Raw genomic sequence first — 15,952 nt, 5'->3', positions numbered from 1 at the left:
CGGCCGGGTCGCCGTTGAAGTGGCAGTGATTCGAGCACGGCTGGGAGCGATGGACTCCATCGACAGCGAGGGGTGCGACGAGGACTGGGATCAGGACCTCGCCGACGATCTGATCGGATCGAGCCTGCTCGTCGGCCTGACCTATGTCGATCCCGAGGGCGCCCTGCTCAGTCGGCGTCAGATCTTCGGGATCGTCGAGACGGTCGATGCCGAGACGGGCATCGTCATCCGGACCGGCGAGGGGGACGAACCCTTCACGGTCGCTCCCCTGCTCGACGCGATCGAGGTGGGGGAGCCGGGGCTCTACCAGCTCGCGGACCAGGACCGGATCGTCGAGAACCCGGATTTCACCGCCCTCTTCACCGTCACCGAACCGCGACGGAACTGAAGCTCTCGCTCACGGATCGAGACGGCGGGCGCGGGCGGTGCGAGCCATGGCGATGAGTTCGTTGGCGGTGAGGCTGCGCGGCGGCAGGCGCCCCTCCGGCTCGATCGGGTGCAGCTCGACCGTTCGCCGGTCGAGCGGAGGCGGGAGAGCGGCGGGCATTCCCGGCTTCCAGCCCGGCCAGAGGCTGCGAATCCGAGAACGCTTCCTGGTCGCCGATACCGCCATGCCGCCTCCGAAGCCGATCGCTTAAGAGGATGATAACCAAGCCTGGGCGCGAGAAACATTCTTGACGCGGGCCGATGTGGTGCTTCGCCGATTCTTTTGTCGGCTCCACGCCGCGATGGCGGAGCCCTCGATGCAAAACCATGCAGGAGAGCGAGCCCCAACGAGAAGGGCGGGCGCGATCCTGCACGATCGCACCCGCCTTGTCCGCTTTCGATCGGAGCCGAGGTTACTCCGCCGCGTCGAGGCGCGGGCGCTCGATCTCGGCGCGCTCGCGCTTCACCAGCTCGGCCGTGAGGAACGCCACTTCGAGCGCCTGCTCGGCGTTGAGGCGCGGGTCGCAGTAGGTGTGGTAGCGGTCCTGCAGGTCGTCGGCCGTCAGCGCCCGGGCGCCACCGGTGCATTCGGTGACGTCCTTGCCGGTCATCTCCAGGTGGATGCCGCCGGCGATCGTCCCCTCCGCGCGGTGCACGCCGAAGAAGCCCTCGATCTCCTGCATCACCCGCTCGAACGGCCGGGTCTTGTAGCGGCCCGCCGCGATGGTGTTGCCGTGCATCGGGTCGCAGACCCAGACGACGTTGCGGCCCTCGCGCCGCACCGCGCGGATCAGCCCCGGGAGATGGTCGCCGACCTTGTCCGCGCCGAAGCGGCAGATCAGGCTGAGCCGGCCCGCCTCGTTCTCCGGGTTGAGGAGGTCGATCAGGCGGATCAGCCCCTCGGCGGTCGTCGAGGGGCCGCACTTGAGACCGATCGGGTTCTTGATGCCGCGGGCGTACTCCACGTGGGCGTGGTCCGGCTGGCGGGTTCGGTCGCCGATCCAGAGCATGTGGCCGGAGGTGGCGTACCAGTCGCCGCTCGTCGAATCGACGCGGGTCAACGCCTCCTCGTAGCCGAGCAGCAGCGCCTCGTGGCTGGTGTAGAAATCCGTGGTGCGGACCTCCTGGTGCGTCTCCGGATTGATGCCGATGGCGCGCATGAAGTCGAGCGCGTCCGACATCCGCTCGGCGACATCGCGGTAGCGCGAGGATTGGGGCGAATCCTTCACGAAGCCGAGCATCCAGCGATGCGCGTTCTCGAGATTGGCGTAGCCGCCGGTGGCGAAGGCCCGCAGCAGATTCAGCGTCGCCGCCGACTGCCGGTAGGCCTCGAGCTGGCGCCTCGGATCGGGAATCCGGGCCTCTTCCGTGAAGGTCAGGCCGTTGATGATGTCGCCGCGGTAGCTCGGCAGCGACACACCCTCCAGCGTCTCGGTCGGCGAGGAACGCGGCTTGGCGAACTGCCCGGCGATGCGTCCGACCTTCACCACGGGCGAGCCGCCCGCGAAGGTGAGCACCATCGCCATCTGCAGGAAGACGCGGAAGAAGTCGCGGATGTTGTCGGCCGAGTGCTCGTCGAAGCTCTCGGCGCAGTCGCCGCCCTGCAGCAGGAAGGCTTCGCCCGCGCCGACGCGCGCCAGCGCGGATTTCAGCTTGCGCGCCTCACCGGCAAACACCAGCGGCGGAAAGCTCGCAAGCTGCGCCTCGACGGCCTGGAGAGCGCCCGCGTCCGGATAGGACGGGACCTGCTGGATCGGCAGGTTGCGCCAGGTTTTCGGGGTCCACCGCTCGGCCATGATACTCTCTCCGCTCACCCGCTCGGGTGATGCGCGCGGGCCCTCCCGCCTCGCGCGAAGCCGGGCTTATAGAGCGGTTTTTTGGAAGTTGCGAGTTTGCCGACTGGATAGCTGAGTATCGGTCCGCGCATCCGCCGCTATTCGCGCAGTGCCCGTCCGGCAAGCAGGCCGACCAGCTCGGCCTGGCGCGACACGCCGGTCTTCTGGAAGACCCGCTTCAGCACCGACCGGGCGGTGCTGGGGGTGATGCCGAGCTTGGCGGCCGCCGGCGCCGGCGCGTCGCCCGCGGCGATCAGGGTGGCGAGCCGGGCCTCCCCCGGCGTCAGGTCGAACAGGCCCTGAACGACATCGGCGCTCGGCACATCCTGGGCCGTGACGGGCGTGGCGATCAGCACAAAGCGCGCCCCGGTGAAGACGTCGTGAGCCGCACCGCGGATCGGCACGAGGTGAAGGATCACCGGCGGGCGCTCGCCGCTGGCAGCGATCGGGATCGAGCGCACCGCCCTCTCGCTTCCCTGGCCAGACCGGGTCAGCGCCTCGCGCAGCAGCCTGTCGGCGGCCGGATCGACCACGGCGAGCCGCGAGGGCTGATCGCTGAGCGTATGGGGCATCATCGCCACCAGGGACGGATTGGCGCCGATGACCCGGCCGCCGCTCCCGAGCACCGCGGCGGGCAGGCCGAGCGCTTCGAGCGTCCGCGTGGTGGTGGCGACCCTCTCCATCTCCAGGCGCGCGGAGAGCAGGGCCGCCCGTGCGAGATGGGGGCGCAAGCCGTTGAGAGTGGCCAGGGTCTGTGGATCGAAATCGCCCTCGGCGCGGGCGCGCTCGCAATGGACGATCACGCTGTCGCCGCTCGGGACCATGACGGTCGTCGCGGTGCCGGCGCCGTACCCCCGGGGGATCAGGAAGTCCTGATAGAGCGGAAGCGTCGCGATCTCCTCCTCGGTCACGACGTCGAGGTCGATGAGGAAGCCGGGATGGCGCAACTCCAGCAGCCGCTCCGTGCGGACATTGCCCGGAAAGCGCAAGTGATCGGACACCAGCGCATCGAATTCCGGCGAAGTCGTCACGACGTCGCGATACTGCGTTCCGGTCGAGACGATCAGCACCGCCTCCTGTGCCCCGGCGAACCGGGCGAGGCCGACCAGCACCTCGCGCCACAGCTCGGGCAAAGCCGCCGCCTCGTAGATCCGGTCGATCAACGCCTCGCCCTGCGGCGACAGGGCGGCCGGCTCGATCGAGGCCGAGCGGAGGATGGGGGGAATGGAGCGGGGATGGATCGTCATGGATCAGGAAAGAGACCTGGCAGATCCGCGGTCATGCGCCGGGACGCCGGGGCCTTCGCGGATGCCGGATACCGTATCCGGCGCGAAGAGGTTGGATTTTACCTCGAAACTCTCGCCGCAAAATCGGATCGTGCTCGCTCATACCCAGACCCCGACAACACTCTTACTCCGCTAGACCCGAAATCGCAGCCCGAGTTCCCGCTTTTACAGCAGCTTCTCGGAGGAAATGGACTTCGGCTTCGAGGCATCGCTCTTGCTGATGGCGGAAGCGGGGGCGCGTCCCGCGGACGACGGGAGACAAGTCCGGCCGGATCCGGTGTGAGACGATTGCCGCACCGGCCCGGCGACCGAGATCAACGGGCGAGAGCAAGAATTAAGTAACAGGAGAGAGATCCATGCGGCTCCAGGTTCTCGGCTGCGGAGACGCGTTCGGCTCGGGCGGGCGCTTTCACACCTGCTTCCACGTCGATGCGTCGGAGGATTTGCCAGGCGGCTTCCTCATCGATTGCGGCGCCTCCTCGCTGATCGCGATCCGGCGCTTCGGCGTCGAGCCGAACCGCATCCACACCGTTTTCCTGACCCATCTGCACGGGGATCATTTCGGCGGCCTGCCGTGGCTGATCCTCGACGGACAGCTCGTCAGCGGACGCACGCAGCCGCTGACCGTCGTCGGGCCGCCGGGGACGGCCGAGCGCCTTCCGGCGGCCATGGAGGTGTTGTTTCCCGGCTCCAGCACGGCCGAGCGCCGGTTCCGGGTCGTGGTCGAGGAGATGGAGGCCGGCCGACCGGTCGAGACCGGGGGTGTGCGCGCAACCGCCTACGCCATGCGCCACCCCTCCGGCGCGCCCGCACACGCCCTTCGGATCGAGGCTGCTGGCAAGGTCGTCAGCTATACCGGCGACACGGAGTGGGTCGAGGACATCGTCGCGGTGGGCCACGGGGCGGACCTGCTGATCGCCGAGGGCTACACCGTCGAGCGTCCGGTGAAGTTCCACCTCGATTGGGCGACGCTGAAGCGACACCTGCCCGAGATCGGCCCGAAGCGGCTGATGCTCACGCATATGAGCCCGGAGATGATCGCCCATCCGCCGGACGGCTACATCGCGGCGGAGGATGGGCTCGTCGTCACGTTCTGACGATGCGGGCCGGGTATCGGGCCTGGACATCGCGATCTGCTTGCCGCCTCTTCCCGGCGCAACGACAAGGAAGGGCGAATCATGCGGACGGTCGCACTGTACGGGTTCATCTGTCTCGGTCTGCTCGGGGCACCGGCTCTGGCACAGGCCCCCGGAAAACCCGCCGTGCCGCAGGTGAGCGCCGATCCGGAGCGTTTGGCCGCCGCCCGCGAGGTCGTCGCCGCCGCGCAGGGCGACCGGGCCGCGGTGCTGGCGGCGATGAAGGCGCCGATGGCTGGCGTGATGCAGCAGATGGGCATCACGGACCCGGCGAAGGCTCAGGTGATGGTGAACGAGGTGGTCCTGCCGACCCTCTCCGAGCATTACGACGACCTGCTGGCGGTCCAGGCCCTCAGCTTCGCCTCGGTGCTCTCGAAGGAGGATCTGAAGGCGGTCGCGGCCTTCTACGGCACGCCGGCGGGCAAGAACCTCGTCAAGGCGCAGCCGCAATTGAGCCAGGCCATGCTGACCGGCATGCAGCAATGGATGGGCACGCTGATGCCGCAGCTCAAGGAGAAGGTCGAGAAGGCGGCCGCGGCCCATGGCTGGCCGAGCGAGGGCAAGCGGCGCTGAAGGCCGCTCACCGCTTCGCGTCGAAGAGGGCCGTGGCCGCTGGTCCCTGCGGAAAGGTCAGGGGCATCCGGATCACGCCGCGATGGTAGGGGAAGCGGGCGCGCTGGAGCGGGTCCGGCCCCGTGAAGATCAGGCGGGGTCGGAACGAGACCGGACTGACGCAGAGCAGGTAATTGCGCAGGTTGCGCTCGTCGGGGACGAACATCGCCTTGTCGAGGTAGCGCGCCTCGGGCCGCACCCAGGCCGGAATGGCCGGCAACCGCCAGCGCCGGGCGAGGTGCTCGCCGACCCCGCCGAGGAAGGCGTCGGGCCGGGCCTCTCCGAGGAAGCCGGGGTCCTCGGCGATCATCGCGCTCTGCACCGTGATGTCACCGTCGTGCCGATAGAAGGCATCGAGGAAGTTCTGCAGGTGGTGATTCCAGTCACCGTCCGCACGCGCCCGCTCCACCACCTCGCGCAGGCAGGCGGGCCTCATTGCGGACTCTCCCGAAGGACCGACCGGAAGCGCAGGCTGGCCTCGTCGGACGGCGCCTCGTCGTAGACGGACAGGTACAGCTCATGCAGGGCCGCCGCGTCGCGGATGCCGAGATGGGCCGCAAGCTGCCGCGCGTCGCGCAGATCCCGATCACCCCGGTCGAGGTTCTGCAACGCGTGCAGCTTCATGGCGAGGAGGTAGCGGGACGTGGCGAGAAAGGCCCGCAGGCCCGGGGGGTCCCTCGGCCGGATAGAGGCCAGCCCCCGTGAAGAGGGACTCGTCCTCGTCCAGCGGCGTGAACCGGCCGACGGCGTTGTTGAGCCAGTCGGGCTGAAGGCTCAGTTGCTCCGCGACGCGACCGACGGAGGGCGCGAGCGCCGCCTCGTCGAATCCCTCTCGGACAACGGCATCCACGTCATCGGTGCCGCGCCGCCAAGCGAATTACAGCATCAGCGCCCCACCGCCGTAGACCGCCAGTTCCACGAACAGGCCCCGCGCGGACAGGTCCGCGCCGAGGAGTTCGAGGGCCTGGAGGAGACGGGTGCGATCGAAGGCCGGGGCCATGCGGCCAGTGTAGCGGTGCCGCGTCCCCGGCGAAAAGGCTATTCCGCGGCGGCCGCGAACACCGTCCCGGCCCGCGGCAGGTCCAGCGTGTCCCAGGTCTCGACCAGCGCCGCGGTCAGCGCCCCGATGCGCTCGTCGTCGTGGAAGGGTGAGGGCGTGATGCGCAGCCGTTCGGTGCCGCGCGGGACGGTGGGGTAGTTGATCGGCTGGATGTAGATGTCGTGGTGCTCCAGCAGGTGGTCGGCCGCCGCCTTGCACAGCTCGGCATCGCCCACCATCAGCGGCACGATATGGGTCTCGGTGTGCAGCACCGGCAGACCGGCGGCCTCCAACGCCGCCTTGGTGCGGGCGGCCTGGCGCTGATGCGCCTCGCGCTCGGTCTTCGAGCGCTTGAGGTAGCGCACCGAGGCCCGCGCCGCCGCCGCCACGGCCGGCGGCAGGGCGGTGGTGAAGATGAAGCCGGCCGCGTGGCTGCGGACCGCGTCGCACAGCACGCCCGAGCCGGTGATGTAGCCGCCGACGCAGCCGAATCCCTTGGCGAGCGTGCCCTCGATCACGTCGACCCGGTGCATCACGCCGTCGCGCTCGGCGATGCCGGCGCCGCGCTCGCCGTAGAGGCCGACGGCGTGGACCTCGTCGAGATAGGTCATGGCACCGTAGGCGTCGGCGAGGTCGCAGATCGCCGCGATCGGCGCCACGTCGCCGTCCATCGAGTAGACGGACTCGAAGGCGATCAGCTTGGGACGGTCGCCGGCCTCGGCAAGCAGCTGCTCGAGATGCTCGAGGTCGTTGTGGCGGAAGACGCGCTTCTCGCAGCCGGAATGGCGCACGCCCTCGATCATCGAGTTGTGGTTGAAGGCGTCCGACAGGATCAGGCAGTTCGGGAGCAGCTTGGCGATCGTCGAGATGCCGGCCTGGTTCGAGACGTAGCCCGAGGTGAAGACGAGGCCCGCCTCCTTGCCGTGGAGGTCGGCGAGTTCACGCTCCAGATCGACCAGCGGCGAGTTGTTGCCGGCGATGTTGCGGGTACCGCCGGCGCCGACGCCGCAGCGGGCGGCCGTCTGCGTCAGGGCACCGACGACCTCCGGGTGCTGGCCCATGCCGAGATAGTCGTTGGAGCACCAAACCGTGATCTCGCGGCTGCCGCCCTCCGGCCGCCGCCACGTCGCCTGCGGGAAGCGGCCCGAGATGCGCTCGATATCGGCGAAGACGCGGTAGCGGCGCTCGCTGTGCAGCCGGTCGAGGGCCGCGCGGAAATGACCGTCGTAATCCGTGCGCGGTCCGGCGGGGCGGACCGACGGACGCTCGAATCTGGCCCGGCCGTTGCTTACTCCGGTCTCGTCCACGCCGCCATCGCCGCCCACGATCGACTCGTCGGGCGGGGTGGCGCTGTCGGCAGCGTTCACGGGCATCAGGTTCACGGGCATCCGTCCTCGACGCTTTCGGCTGGCCGGGCGTTCTTCTTGGGACGCCTCGGGTAAAGAATTCGGGTTCGCGCCGCCCCGAAGAGCGTTGCCGAACCGTTCGCAGCCGGGCGGTGATCTCCCAAGGTTCAGCCCCCCGGAGAGCGGCGCGGCTCGGCCGCGCGTCATCGTCCAACCGGCGGCTCCTGCCGTTTCCCGGGACGGGTCCCTCGCCGGCGCCGCTGTGGCTGCAAGATAGGAGGTATTTTCGAACTGGTTCAAGGTGAGTTCGAGACATTCCTGCTTTGCGCCGGCTTTGCACCGGCCCGAACACCGGCGCAATCTTGTCCGTATCCGCGCCTGACCATGGGACCTTCCTTGGCGCAACGCTGCCGCTGGTGTCCTCAGGAGCGGGCGGCCGCAACCCGATTTCCGGTCCGGGCAGAGTCTCCGGTGACGAAGGGTCGCGGCGCGAATCGCGGCCCGGCCGCTGCCTCCGGCGAGACGAAGGCGGCGGCTCGGGCGACGGCCCCATGCGCTGGCGAAGGCTGCGAATCCGGGATACGCCCTCGCGCGCTGCCCGCGCCCTCAACGGCGAGGCGGTCCAGAGACGGGATTGGAGTCGGAACGGGTGCGATGGCGACCAAGGACGACGAGCGCGCGGCGCGGCTGAAGGCAGCCCTGCGCGACAACCTGCGCCGCCGGAAGGCACAGGCCCGGGGCCGGGCCGACGATATGCCCGATACCGGCCCGGAATCCGGTCCCGATGCCGGCCCGGAGCCCGCGCCGACTTCGCGGCCGGCGGACAAGGGCTAGCGCCCGTCCCCCCTTCTCAGCACCAAACCGGCCCGTGCCGTGCCTCGCCGGAGGAATGCGCCGGACGCAGGATGGAACCGAACGGCCACGCTTCTTCTTTTTGCCGGATACCGCCTATACCTCCACCCTGAACGAGGGGCGCCCGCGCGCCCGGCACGCAAGGCGACCTCCGCGACCGGAACGGAGGTGCTCCGAGGATCCCGATGGACCGCATCCACATTACCGGCGGCACGCCGCTCAACGGCACGATCCCGATCTCGGGCGCCAAGAACGCGGCGCTGCCGCTGATGATCGCGAGCCTTCTGACCGGGGAGACGCTGGAGCTCATCAACGTGCCGCGGCTCGCCGACATCGCGGCGCTGACCCGCATCCTGGGCAATCACGGCGTCGATCACATGGTCGTCGGCAAGCGGCCCGGCCAGACGGCGGAGACCGGCCAGACCGTCCGGCTCACCGCCTCGAACGTCATCGACACCACCGCACCCTACGAACTCGTCTCGACCATGCGGGCGAGCTTCTGGGTCATCGCGCCCCTCCTGGCCCGGTTCGGCGAGGCCAAGGTGTCGCTGCCCGGCGGCTGCGCCATCGGCACGCGCCCGGTCGACCTGCTGCTCATGGCGCTGGAAAAGCTCGGCGCCGAGATCGAGATCGACGGCGGCTACGTGGTCGCGCGGACCAAGAACGGCCTGCGGGGCGCCGAGATCGACTTCCCCAAAGTCACGGTCGGCGGCACCCACATCGCGCTGATGGCGGCGGCGCTCGCCTACGGCACCACTGTGATCGACAACGCCGCCCGCGAGCCGGAAGTGGTCGATCTCGCCGAGTGCCTGATCAAGATGGGCGCGCGGATCGAGGGCGCGGGCACCTCCCGCATCGTCGTGGAGGGCGTCGCACGCCTCGGGGGCGCCCGCCACGAGGTGCTGCCGGACCGGATCGAGACCGGCACCTACGCCATGGCGGTGGCGATGACCGGGGGCGACGTCTCCCTCGTCAACACCCGGGCCGATCTGCTCTCGTCGGCCCTCGACACCCTGTCCGCCACCGGCGCGGAGGTCACCGCCTTGCCCGACGGCATCCGCGTGCGCCGCAACGGCGGCGGCATCAACCCCGCCGACGTGACCACCGACCCGTTCCCCGGCTTCCCGACCGATCTCCAGGCGCAGTTCATGGCGCTGATGACGCTGGCCAAGGGCCAATCGCGCATCCGCGAGACGATCTTCGAGAATCGCTTCATGCACGTGCAGGAATTGGCGCGGCTGGGAGCCAGGATCCGCCTCGACGGCGATCTCGCCGTGGTCGAGGGGGTGGAGCGCCTGAAGGGCGCGCCGGTGATGGCCACCGACCTGCGCGCCTCGGTCTCGCTGGTGATCGGCGCGCTCGCCGCCGAGGGCGAGACGCAGATCAACCGCGTCTATCATCTCGACCGCGGCTTCGAGGCCCTCGAGGCCAAGCTCGGCCGATGCGGCGCGCAGATCGAGCGCGTGCGCGCCTGAGACACCGGCTGCGTCGGGGGGTCGGGACGACGCGCCCCGCTCCCGATGAAAACGGCCTGCACCGGATCGTGCAGGCCGAAGGGCCAGACCCTTTCCGCGACCTCAGCGTCCGACGGCGCCGCGCTTGATGCCGAAGCCGGGGATGTCGCAGGCGCAGGGCGAGTTCACCGGCGCGAATCCGGTCGGGCAGTTGCCGCGGGCGGTCACGCAGATGCTGCCGCCGCCGCGACCGTAGCGCGGGGGCGGGGGACCACGGAAGCGCGGACGGTCGTCCTCGTCGTCGTAGCGGCGGCCGCGATAGCCATCGTCCTCGCGGTAGCGGCGGCCGTAGCCGTCATCGTAGCGGCGCGGGCCGTCGTAGCCGTCGCGGTAATACTGGGCGCTTGCCGGGCTCGCCACGCACCCGAGGGCCAGGACGACCCCCAAGGTGCGCCCGATGGCCAGAACTCCGCTCTTCATCGTCCTCGTCCCCTCCGAAAGTCTCACGAACGTCACGCTCAGCCTTAGCCGCGCGCTCATGAACGCGCGATGAGCCCAAAAGAGCCTCGAAACCCTGGTCACGCACACGCCATTCCCGGATACGGTAAAGCCGGTCCCGGCGGGCGATCCTCGCGGCGTTCCTCGGCGCCGAACCAATCCGATGGACCGAAAACTGCGGGTGAAGAGCACGCAACGGCTCGCGCGCGCCCCCTCGCCGCCCGGGCTGCCGGTTGCCGCAGGCGGGTCACCTCGCTACCTACGCTCCAAAATCCGCTCCCCACGCGTTCGGTCGGGGAGCCTGGAGCGTCACTCATGGAGCTTCTCAAGCTCGCCGCCCTCGACGCCGAGGATCTCGCCGTCATCTCCGCCCACCTGCAGGACGCGATCCTGCGGGCGGAGGATCTCGCATGGCTGCCGGGCGAACATCGCTTCGCCCTGGCCGCGCGGCGTTTCGACTGGTCCGTGCCCCCGAGCCAGCCGCCCCGGCGCCGGCTCTCGGGCCTGCATTTCGAGCGGGTGCTGTCGGTGAAGGCCAAGGGCATCACGCCGGGGGCGACCTCGGGCGATCCTCTGAGCCTCCTGGCGATCACCTTCGAGGAGACCGAGGCCCCCTCCGGCATCGCCACCCTGGTCTTCTCCGGCGGCGCCGCGATCCGCCTCGAACTCGAATGCATCGAGGTTCGCCTGAAGGATCTCGGCCCCGTCTGGCAGGCCGACGGCCGCCCCGATCACGAGGCGGCGCGCAGCCTCGTCGAGAGCCGCCCGTGACCCCCCTCCCCCGAACCGCCGATATCAGCCGATGATCCGCCTCGACAGCCGCTCCCCCGATTTCGGGGAGGCCTTCAAGCGCCTGCTCGGCCTCAAGCGCGAGATCTCGGAGGACGTGGACGAGACCGTGCGCGGCATCATCGCCGGCGTGGTCGCCGGCGGCGACGCGGCCCTGGTGGACTACACCCGCCGCTTCGACCGGCTCGGCCAGGATTTCTCGGCCGCCGCCCTGCGCATCACCGCCGAGGAGGTGGAGGCGGCGGTGGCCGCCTGCCCGGCCGAGGCCCGCGCCGCCCTGGCGCTCGCCGCCGAGCGGATCGAGGCCTATCACCGCCGCCAGATTCCCGAGGATCACCTCTCCACCGACGACCTCGGCGTCACCGCCGGCTGGCGCTGGACGGCGTTGGAATCGGTCGGGCTCTACGTGCCCGGCGGAACCGCGAGCTATCCCTCCTCGGTGCTGATGAACGCGGTGCCGGCCCGCGTGGCCGGCGTGCCGCGCATCGTCATGGTGGTGCCGACCCCGGAGGGCCAGCTCAACCCGCTGGTGCTCGCCGCCGCCCAGCTTTCGGGCATCACCGAGATCTACCGTGTCGGCGGGGCGCAGGCAGTGGCCGCACTCGCCTACGGCACGGAGACCATCGCGCCGGTGGCCAAGGTCGTCGGCCCCGGCAATGCGTGGGTGGCGGCGGCCAAGCGCCGGGTGTTCGGGCAGGTCGGCATCGACATGATCGCCGGCCCCTCCGAGGTGCTGATCCTGGCGGATGCCCACGCCAATCCCGACTGGATCGCCGCCGACCTCCTGGCCCAGGCCGAGCACGACGAGGCGGCGCAATCCGTGCTCATCACCGATTCGGACGAACTGGCCGAGGCGGCAGAGGCGGCAGTGGAGCGCGCCCTGGCGACCCTGCCGCGCGAGAGAATCGCCCGGGCCAGCTGGCGCGATTACGGCGCGATCATCCGCGTCCGGGACTTCGACGAGGCGGTACCGCTGGTCGATGCCATCGCCCCCGAGCATCTCGAGATCGAAACGCAGGACGCCGACGCCCTCTCCCGGAAGATCCGGAACGCCGGGGCGATCTTCCTCGGCTCGCATACCCCCGAGGCGATCGGCGACTATGTCGGCGGCCCGAACCACGTGCTGCCGACCGCCCGCTCGGCGCGGTTCTCCTCGGGCCTCGGCGTGCTCGACTTCATGAAGCGCACCTCGATCCTGCGCTGCGATCCGGCTGCCCTGCGGGCCCTCGGCCCGGCGGCGATCGCGCTCGGTGAATCGGAGGGCCTCGACGGACATGCCCGCTCGGTGGCGATCCGGCTCAACCTCTGACGTCGGTCCCGTTCGGGGGCGGACGATCACTTTTCGGGCCGCCCACACGGCACAGCTTGCCTGTGCGACGGGCTTGCGGCTCATGTGACGGCAAGAGGGGCCCGGATTCGGGCACCGGTGCGAGAAGGCGGCGGCGATGAAGGCCGAACCGAAGCAGGGGGCGGACGGAGCGCCGGAGAAGCCGAGGAACCGGCTCGCGGCGGTGCGCTTCGACGAGGCCTCGATCGGTCGAGGCAATCCCGATCAGGAGCACGAGCGCGCCATTGCGATCTACGACATCCTGGAGGAGAACTCCTTCACCCTGCCCGACCGCGACGAGGGGCCCTACGGGCTGGTTCTCGGCCTCGTGGAGAACAAGCTGTCCTTCGCCATCGCGACCGAAGCGGGGGAACCGGTGATGACCCACCTGCTCTCGCTCACGCCCTTCCGCCGGGTGATCCGCGACTACGAGATGATCTGCGAGAGCTACTACAGCGCGATCCGCACCGCCTCGCCGACGCAGATCGAGGCGATCGACATGGGCCGACGCGGCCTGCACAACGAGGCCTCCGAACTCCTGCGGCAGCGCCTCGAGGGCAAGGTCGATCTCGACCACGACACGGCGCGGCGCCTGTTCACCCTGATCTTCGCTCTGCACTGGAAGGGGTAGAGCGCCTTTCGACGAAGGGGACGCCGGTTCGTCGCGAACGCGCTGAGACGATATCCTGGACCCGTGCCCGGATCCGCCACCCCGCAGCGGCCCGCCGAATTCGCTGAGGGCGGGCCGAGGGGTACGGCAGCATCCTGCCGAGGGGCGATGCGCTCGGCAAAACGATGCGCTTTCGGGAAGTCCGGAGCGGTCCTATATCAGCGTGTGCAGGAGCACGTCACGAAACGCCCGATCCGTGGTGCATCGGCGCGAGGGGGCGGGGGCGTTTCGCGAGAGGGCACGGTGTCTGCATCGACTTTTCCGACCGGCCGGCGCCCTCTCCTCGGGACCATGCTCTCAGGCAGGGCATGACGGACGACGCCATCCCGGGGGCCGGGCCGAAGAAGCGGCGGGTTCAATCCGTCCTGTTCATGTGCAACTTCAACGCGGTGCGCTCGCTGGCGGCGGAGGCGATCGCGCGCCACTATTTCGGCAAGTCCACCTACGTGCAGTCGGCCGGCGTGCGTTCGGGCGAGCCGAGCGACCCGTTCATGATCGCGGCTCTGGACGAGATCGGCATCGACGCCTCCCGCCACAAGCCGCGCACCATCGAGCAGCTCGAGGATTGGGAGGGGCTGAACTTCGACCTGATCATCACTCTGTCGCCGGAGGCCCACCACCGGGCGCTCGAACTGACCCACACCCTCGCGGCGGATGTCGAGTACTGGCCGACGCCGGATCCGACCCTGGTGCAGGACGGCACCCGCGAGCAGCGCCTCGACGGCTACCGCGACGTGCGCGACGGGCTGACCTACCGGATCAAGTCCCGCCTCAAAACCTGAGGGCGGGCCATGAAGATCCGTTACGTCGAGGGCGCCATCTCTGCCGCTCCGGAACGCGTCCTCGTTCACGGCCGCAACGCCTTCGGCAGGATGGGCGCAGGCCTCGCGGGCGGCTCGTGGACGATCATTTCGCGGATGATCGAGGAGGAGGCGCGGGCCTTCGAGCCCGTGGTCGACCTGTTCGACGGGAAGCGGCCGGAATTCTGACCGGGGACACCGCTCGCCCAGCCCGGGCGCCCCGGTCCGCCCGCTCGATGCGCGGCGCCCGCTTCGGAGCGGGCGCCGGTTCGCGGATCAGGAGGCGGCCGAGACCGGACGGCCCTCGCGGGACTCCTTGGCGCCTTTGCGCGTGAGGCTGACCAGGGCGGCGGCCACGGCCACGGCCAGGATCACGAGCTGGGTGCCGAGCGCCTCCCAACTGCCGTTGCTGAGGCCCCAGTCGGACACGAAGGCGGGCACGCCCTCGGTGGTGAAGGGGATCAGCGCCTGTTCCTGCAGCTCCTGGAACGCCTCGCCGACCATCCGCAGGCCCATGAAGAACAGGAAGGCGGAAGTGACGATGAACATCGGGCGCAGCGGCAGGCGCAGGGCCAGCCACTGCATCGCCACGAACATCGCCACCAGCGCCAGCGCCGCCGCCGCGAGGCCGCTCAGGAGCGAGGCGTCGAATCCGCTGCCGGATTTGGCGAGTGCGTGGACGAACAGGATCGTCTCGGCGCCCTCGCGGAACACCGCGAGGAAGGCGATGCCGGCCAGGGACAGCACGGTGCCCGCCCCGAGGGCCCGCTCGGCGAGCCGGTTGAGATCGGCCTGCCACGCCTTCGGATCCTGGCGGAGGAACATCCAGCCGCTCATGTAGAACAGCAGCACCGCGGCCGCGAGCATCACTCCGGCCTCGAACAGGTCGCTGTGGTTGCCGTCGTAGAAGGTCGCGAACACCCACGCCATGACCACGCTGGCGACGACGGCGGCGAGCGCGCCCATATAGACCGGCGCGATCCGCTCCGCCGCATTCGCGCGGCGAAGGAAGGCGGCGAGCGCCGCGATCACCAGCAGAGCTTCCAGTCCCTCGCGGAACAGGATGATGAAAGCCTGCACGAACGTCGATCCGTCCGCCATCCGATTGCTCCCGTTTCGATCCGCGGGACGGGCATCCCGGCGGATTGTCTGCCTCAACGGCGACACAGCTCCTCGCGAGCATCGCGAATACTGGTCACGCCGTCCTAATATTCTAATGCAAATCGCAGCTTAGAAACGTTCCTAACAAGAAGATCGGACCAGTTCCCAGCGACGAAGCGGCGTTTTTTCGCTCGGTGTGCCAGTACAACTCTTTGCACCTTTCTCGCAAGCATCGGCCTGAGCCGGCGAGATCGCGCCCGAGCGCCGCAGGCAATACCGCGGGCGACTGACAAATTTTCGCCGTTTTCCGGAAGGTCGCGCGAAACCCAATGGCCACGTTGGGGATTGTTGATGCAAATGCGGCGGCGCCTGCACGGCGGGCCACCGGCCGCTCCAGCTGAACCGTTGAAGCGCGCCCGCCACGGCGCGCGGGCAGGATACCATGATCGCGCATCCCACCGCCGCGGCCGCGTTCGGCCTCGTCCTGATCGGCTTGACGGCAGGGCCCGCCCTCGCCGCTCCGCCCGCCGGCCGCAGCGCCACGCAGATGGCGGAGGCGACCCAGGTCTCCCAGACGGCCACGGCCTCGGACAGCGAGGAGGACAGCGCCAACTGCAACAAGCAGCGCCGTCGCCTGTGGATCGAGGGGGAAGGCTGGATCGTCCGTCGCGTCACGATCTGCCGCTGACCCGGCACCGGCCGGCACGGCACCCGTCTCAGCACTCTGCATCGGCTGGCGGGACGAGGGCGGGTGGAACGAGCATGGGCGCGGCCGCTTTCA

Annotated in this window: 20 protein-coding genes; 11 read left to right on the top strand and 9 right to left on the bottom strand. The window is 69.7% G+C overall.

Features of this window, described 5'->3' with window-relative positions:
- Positions 1–49 precede the first annotated feature (49 nt).
- A complete protein-coding gene (locus HNR01_RS23915) occupies positions 50–388 on the top strand; it encodes a hypothetical protein (protein ID WP_017485351.1) in 339 nt (112 codons plus the stop codon).
- 9 nt (positions 389–397) lie between these two features.
- On the opposite strand, the gene HNR01_RS23910 is transcribed toward HNR01_RS23915, so the two are convergent.
- The 3 genes from HNR01_RS23910 to HNR01_RS23900 all read right to left on the bottom strand — a co-directional run bounded on the left by HNR01_RS23910 (position 398) and on the right by HNR01_RS23900 (position 3,508).
- A complete protein-coding gene (locus HNR01_RS23910) occupies positions 398–547 on the bottom strand; it encodes a hypothetical protein (RefSeq protein WP_017485350.1) in 150 nt (49 codons plus the stop codon).
- Between the two features lie 292 nt (positions 548–839).
- Positions 840–2,222: a class II 3-deoxy-7-phosphoheptulonate synthase gene (locus HNR01_RS23905; protein ID WP_017485349.1), complete on the bottom strand. Its 1,383-nt coding sequence runs from the start codon at positions 2,220–2,222 to the stop codon at positions 840–842.
- Positions 2,223–2,359: 137 nt separating this feature from the next.
- On the bottom strand, positions 2,360–3,508 hold the full coding sequence (locus tag HNR01_RS23900) for a helix-turn-helix transcriptional regulator (RefSeq protein WP_183670290.1): 1,149 nt from the start codon (positions 3,506–3,508) through the stop codon (positions 2,360–2,362).
- 395 nt (positions 3,509–3,903) lie between these two features.
- Here HNR01_RS23900 and HNR01_RS23895 point away from each other — a divergent pair, with 395 nt between their 5' ends.
- Both HNR01_RS23895 and HNR01_RS23890 read left to right on the top strand, forming a co-directional pair.
- On the top strand, positions 3,904–4,644 hold the full coding sequence (locus tag HNR01_RS23895) for an MBL fold metallo-hydrolase (protein WP_183670288.1): 741 nt from the start codon (positions 3,904–3,906) through the stop codon (positions 4,642–4,644).
- Between the two features lie 81 nt (positions 4,645–4,725).
- Positions 4,726–5,256, top strand: a complete 531-nt coding sequence (locus HNR01_RS23890) for a DUF2059 domain-containing protein (protein WP_183670286.1) — start codon at positions 4,726–4,728, stop codon at positions 5,254–5,256.
- 7 nt (positions 5,257–5,263) lie between these two features.
- Here HNR01_RS23890 and HNR01_RS23885 read toward each other — a convergent pair whose 3' ends face one another.
- From HNR01_RS23885 to hemA, 4 genes are all read right to left on the bottom strand, one after another.
- Positions 5,264–5,731: a hypothetical protein gene (locus tag HNR01_RS23885; protein ID WP_183670284.1), complete on the bottom strand. Its 468-nt coding sequence runs from the start codon at positions 5,729–5,731 to the stop codon at positions 5,264–5,266.
- Positions 5,728–5,919 carry a hypothetical protein gene (locus HNR01_RS27720; RefSeq protein ID WP_246417631.1) on the bottom strand — a complete coding sequence of 64 codons (192 nt, stop codon included), beginning with the start codon at positions 5,917–5,919 and terminating at the stop codon, positions 5,728–5,730. Before HNR01_RS27720 ends, HNR01_RS23885 begins: the two co-directional genes overlap by 4 nt.
- Positions 5,920–6,172: 253 nt before the next feature.
- Positions 6,173–6,295, bottom strand: a complete 123-nt coding sequence (locus HNR01_RS27970) for a hypothetical protein (RefSeq protein WP_255538683.1) — start codon at positions 6,293–6,295, stop codon at positions 6,173–6,175.
- Between the two features lie 38 nt (positions 6,296–6,333).
- On the bottom strand, positions 6,334–7,722 hold the full coding sequence (gene hemA, locus HNR01_RS23875) for a 5-aminolevulinate synthase (protein WP_183670282.1): 1,389 nt from the start codon (positions 7,720–7,722) through the stop codon (positions 6,334–6,336).
- Positions 7,723–8,334: 612 nt separating this feature from the next.
- Here hemA and HNR01_RS23870 point away from each other — a divergent pair.
- Together HNR01_RS23870 and murA are read left to right on the top strand one after the other, a co-directional pair.
- Positions 8,335–8,514 (top strand): hypothetical protein, encoded by a 180-nt coding sequence (locus tag HNR01_RS23870; RefSeq protein ID WP_017485343.1) that lies wholly within the window; start codon positions 8,335–8,337, stop codon positions 8,512–8,514.
- A 203-nt stretch (positions 8,515–8,717) separates the two neighbouring features.
- Positions 8,718–10,007 (top strand): UDP-N-acetylglucosamine 1-carboxyvinyltransferase, encoded by a 1,290-nt coding sequence (gene murA, locus HNR01_RS23865; protein WP_017485342.1) that lies wholly within the window; start codon positions 8,718–8,720, stop codon positions 10,005–10,007.
- 102 nt (positions 10,008–10,109) lie between these two features.
- Here the strand turns inward: murA and HNR01_RS23860 are convergent, their stop codons facing one another.
- Positions 10,110–10,466 (bottom strand): hypothetical protein, encoded by a 357-nt coding sequence (locus HNR01_RS23860; protein WP_183670280.1) that lies wholly within the window; start codon positions 10,464–10,466, stop codon positions 10,110–10,112.
- Between the two features lie 333 nt (positions 10,467–10,799).
- Here HNR01_RS23860 and HNR01_RS23855 point away from each other — a divergent pair, with 333 nt between their 5' ends.
- The 5 genes from HNR01_RS23855 to HNR01_RS23835 all read left to right on the top strand — a co-directional run bounded on the left by HNR01_RS23855 (position 10,800) and on the right by HNR01_RS23835 (position 14,259).
- Positions 10,800–11,255 carry a DUF2948 family protein gene (locus HNR01_RS23855; protein ID WP_183670278.1) on the top strand — a complete coding sequence of 152 codons (456 nt, stop codon included), beginning with the start codon at positions 10,800–10,802 and terminating at the stop codon, positions 11,253–11,255.
- A 31-nt stretch (positions 11,256–11,286) separates the two neighbouring features.
- Complete coding sequence (hisD, locus tag HNR01_RS23850; RefSeq protein ID WP_183670276.1) at positions 11,287–12,582, top strand: histidinol dehydrogenase; 1,296 nt, start codon at positions 11,287–11,289, stop codon at positions 12,580–12,582.
- 136 nt (positions 12,583–12,718) lie between these two features.
- Positions 12,719–13,231, top strand: a complete 513-nt coding sequence (locus HNR01_RS23845; RefSeq protein WP_017485338.1) for a UPF0262 family protein — start codon at positions 12,719–12,721, stop codon at positions 13,229–13,231.
- A 347-nt stretch (positions 13,232–13,578) separates the two neighbouring features.
- Entirely contained in the window at positions 13,579–14,052 is a 474-nt protein-coding gene (locus tag HNR01_RS23840) for an arsenate-mycothiol transferase ArsC (protein ID WP_153875549.1), read from the top strand.
- 9 nt (positions 14,053–14,061) lie between these two features.
- Positions 14,062–14,259, top strand: a complete 198-nt coding sequence (locus HNR01_RS23835; RefSeq protein ID WP_183670274.1) for a macro domain-containing protein — start codon at positions 14,062–14,064, stop codon at positions 14,257–14,259.
- A gap of 87 nt (positions 14,260–14,346) precedes the next feature.
- Here the strand turns inward: HNR01_RS23835 and HNR01_RS23830 are convergent, their stop codons facing one another.
- A complete protein-coding gene (locus tag HNR01_RS23830; protein ID WP_183670272.1) occupies positions 14,347–15,171 on the bottom strand; it encodes an FTR1 family iron permease in 825 nt (274 codons plus the stop codon).
- Positions 15,172–15,613: 442 nt separating this feature from the next.
- Here HNR01_RS23830 and HNR01_RS23825 point away from each other — a divergent pair, with 442 nt between their 5' ends.
- Positions 15,614–15,859, top strand: coding sequence for a hypothetical protein (locus HNR01_RS23825; RefSeq protein ID WP_017485334.1), 246 nt, complete (start codon positions 15,614–15,616; stop codon positions 15,857–15,859).
- Positions 15,860–15,952 lie beyond the last annotated feature (93 nt).

Source organism: Methylorubrum rhodesianum (genome assembly GCF_014199985.1).
GTDB lineage: Bacteria > Pseudomonadota > Alphaproteobacteria > Rhizobiales > Beijerinckiaceae > Methylobacterium > Methylobacterium rhodesianum.
The sequence above is the reverse complement of the archived record's forward strand: the minus strand, read 5'-3'. Positions and strand labels throughout refer to the sequence as shown.

What these genes read in the sequence shown, in the direction of transcription:
- HNR01_RS27720 (WP_246417631.1), bottom strand. Translation starts at nt 5,919, where the DNA reads ATGAAGCTGCACGCGTTGCAGAACCTCGACCGGGGTGATCGGGATCTG.
- HNR01_RS23900 (WP_183670290.1), bottom strand. Translation starts at nt 3,508, where the DNA reads ATGACGATCCATCCCCGCTCCATTCCCCCCATCCTCCGCTCGGCCTCG.
- HNR01_RS23840 (WP_153875549.1), top strand. Translation starts at nt 13,579, where the DNA reads ATGACGGACGACGCCATCCCGGGGGCCGGGCCGAAGAAGCGGCGGGTT.
- HNR01_RS23910 (WP_017485350.1), bottom strand. Translation starts at nt 547, where the DNA reads ATGCCCGCCGCTCTCCCGCCTCCGCTCGACCGGCGAACGGTCGAGCTG.
- HNR01_RS23860 (WP_183670280.1), bottom strand. Translation starts at nt 10,466, where the DNA reads ATGAAGAGCGGAGTTCTGGCCATCGGGCGCACCTTGGGGGTCGTCCTG.
- HNR01_RS23870 (WP_017485343.1), top strand. Translation starts at nt 8,335, where the DNA reads ATGGCGACCAAGGACGACGAGCGCGCGGCGCGGCTGAAGGCAGCCCTG.
- HNR01_RS23830 (WP_183670272.1), bottom strand. Translation starts at nt 15,171, where the DNA reads ATGGCGGACGGATCGACGTTCGTGCAGGCTTTCATCATCCTGTTCCGC.
- HNR01_RS23890 (WP_183670286.1), top strand. Translation starts at nt 4,726, where the DNA reads ATGCGGACGGTCGCACTGTACGGGTTCATCTGTCTCGGTCTGCTCGGG.
- HNR01_RS23885 (WP_183670284.1), bottom strand. Translation starts at nt 5,731, where the DNA reads ATGAGGCCCGCCTGCCTGCGCGAGGTGGTGGAGCGGGCGCGTGCGGAC.
- HNR01_RS27970 (WP_255538683.1), bottom strand. Translation starts at nt 6,295, where the DNA reads ATGGCCCCGGCCTTCGATCGCACCCGTCTCCTCCAGGCCCTCGAACTC.
- HNR01_RS23825 (WP_017485334.1), top strand. Translation starts at nt 15,614, where the DNA reads ATGATCGCGCATCCCACCGCCGCGGCCGCGTTCGGCCTCGTCCTGATC.
- murA (WP_017485342.1), top strand. Translation starts at nt 8,718, where the DNA reads ATGGACCGCATCCACATTACCGGCGGCACGCCGCTCAACGGCACGATC.
- HNR01_RS23835 (WP_183670274.1), top strand. Translation starts at nt 14,062, where the DNA reads ATGAAGATCCGTTACGTCGAGGGCGCCATCTCTGCCGCTCCGGAACGC.
- HNR01_RS23855 (WP_183670278.1), top strand. Translation starts at nt 10,800, where the DNA reads ATGGAGCTTCTCAAGCTCGCCGCCCTCGACGCCGAGGATCTCGCCGTC.
- HNR01_RS23905 (WP_017485349.1), bottom strand. Translation starts at nt 2,222, where the DNA reads ATGGCCGAGCGGTGGACCCCGAAAACCTGGCGCAACCTGCCGATCCAG.
- HNR01_RS23845 (WP_017485338.1), top strand. Translation starts at nt 12,719, where the DNA reads ATGAAGGCCGAACCGAAGCAGGGGGCGGACGGAGCGCCGGAGAAGCCG.
- HNR01_RS23915 (WP_017485351.1), top strand. Translation starts at nt 50, where the DNA reads ATGGACTCCATCGACAGCGAGGGGTGCGACGAGGACTGGGATCAGGAC.
- hisD (WP_183670276.1), top strand. Translation starts at nt 11,287, where the DNA reads ATGATCCGCCTCGACAGCCGCTCCCCCGATTTCGGGGAGGCCTTCAAG.
- hemA (WP_183670282.1), bottom strand. Translation starts at nt 7,722, where the DNA reads ATGCCCGTGAACCTGATGCCCGTGAACGCTGCCGACAGCGCCACCCCG.
- HNR01_RS23895 (WP_183670288.1), top strand. Translation starts at nt 3,904, where the DNA reads ATGCGGCTCCAGGTTCTCGGCTGCGGAGACGCGTTCGGCTCGGGCGGG.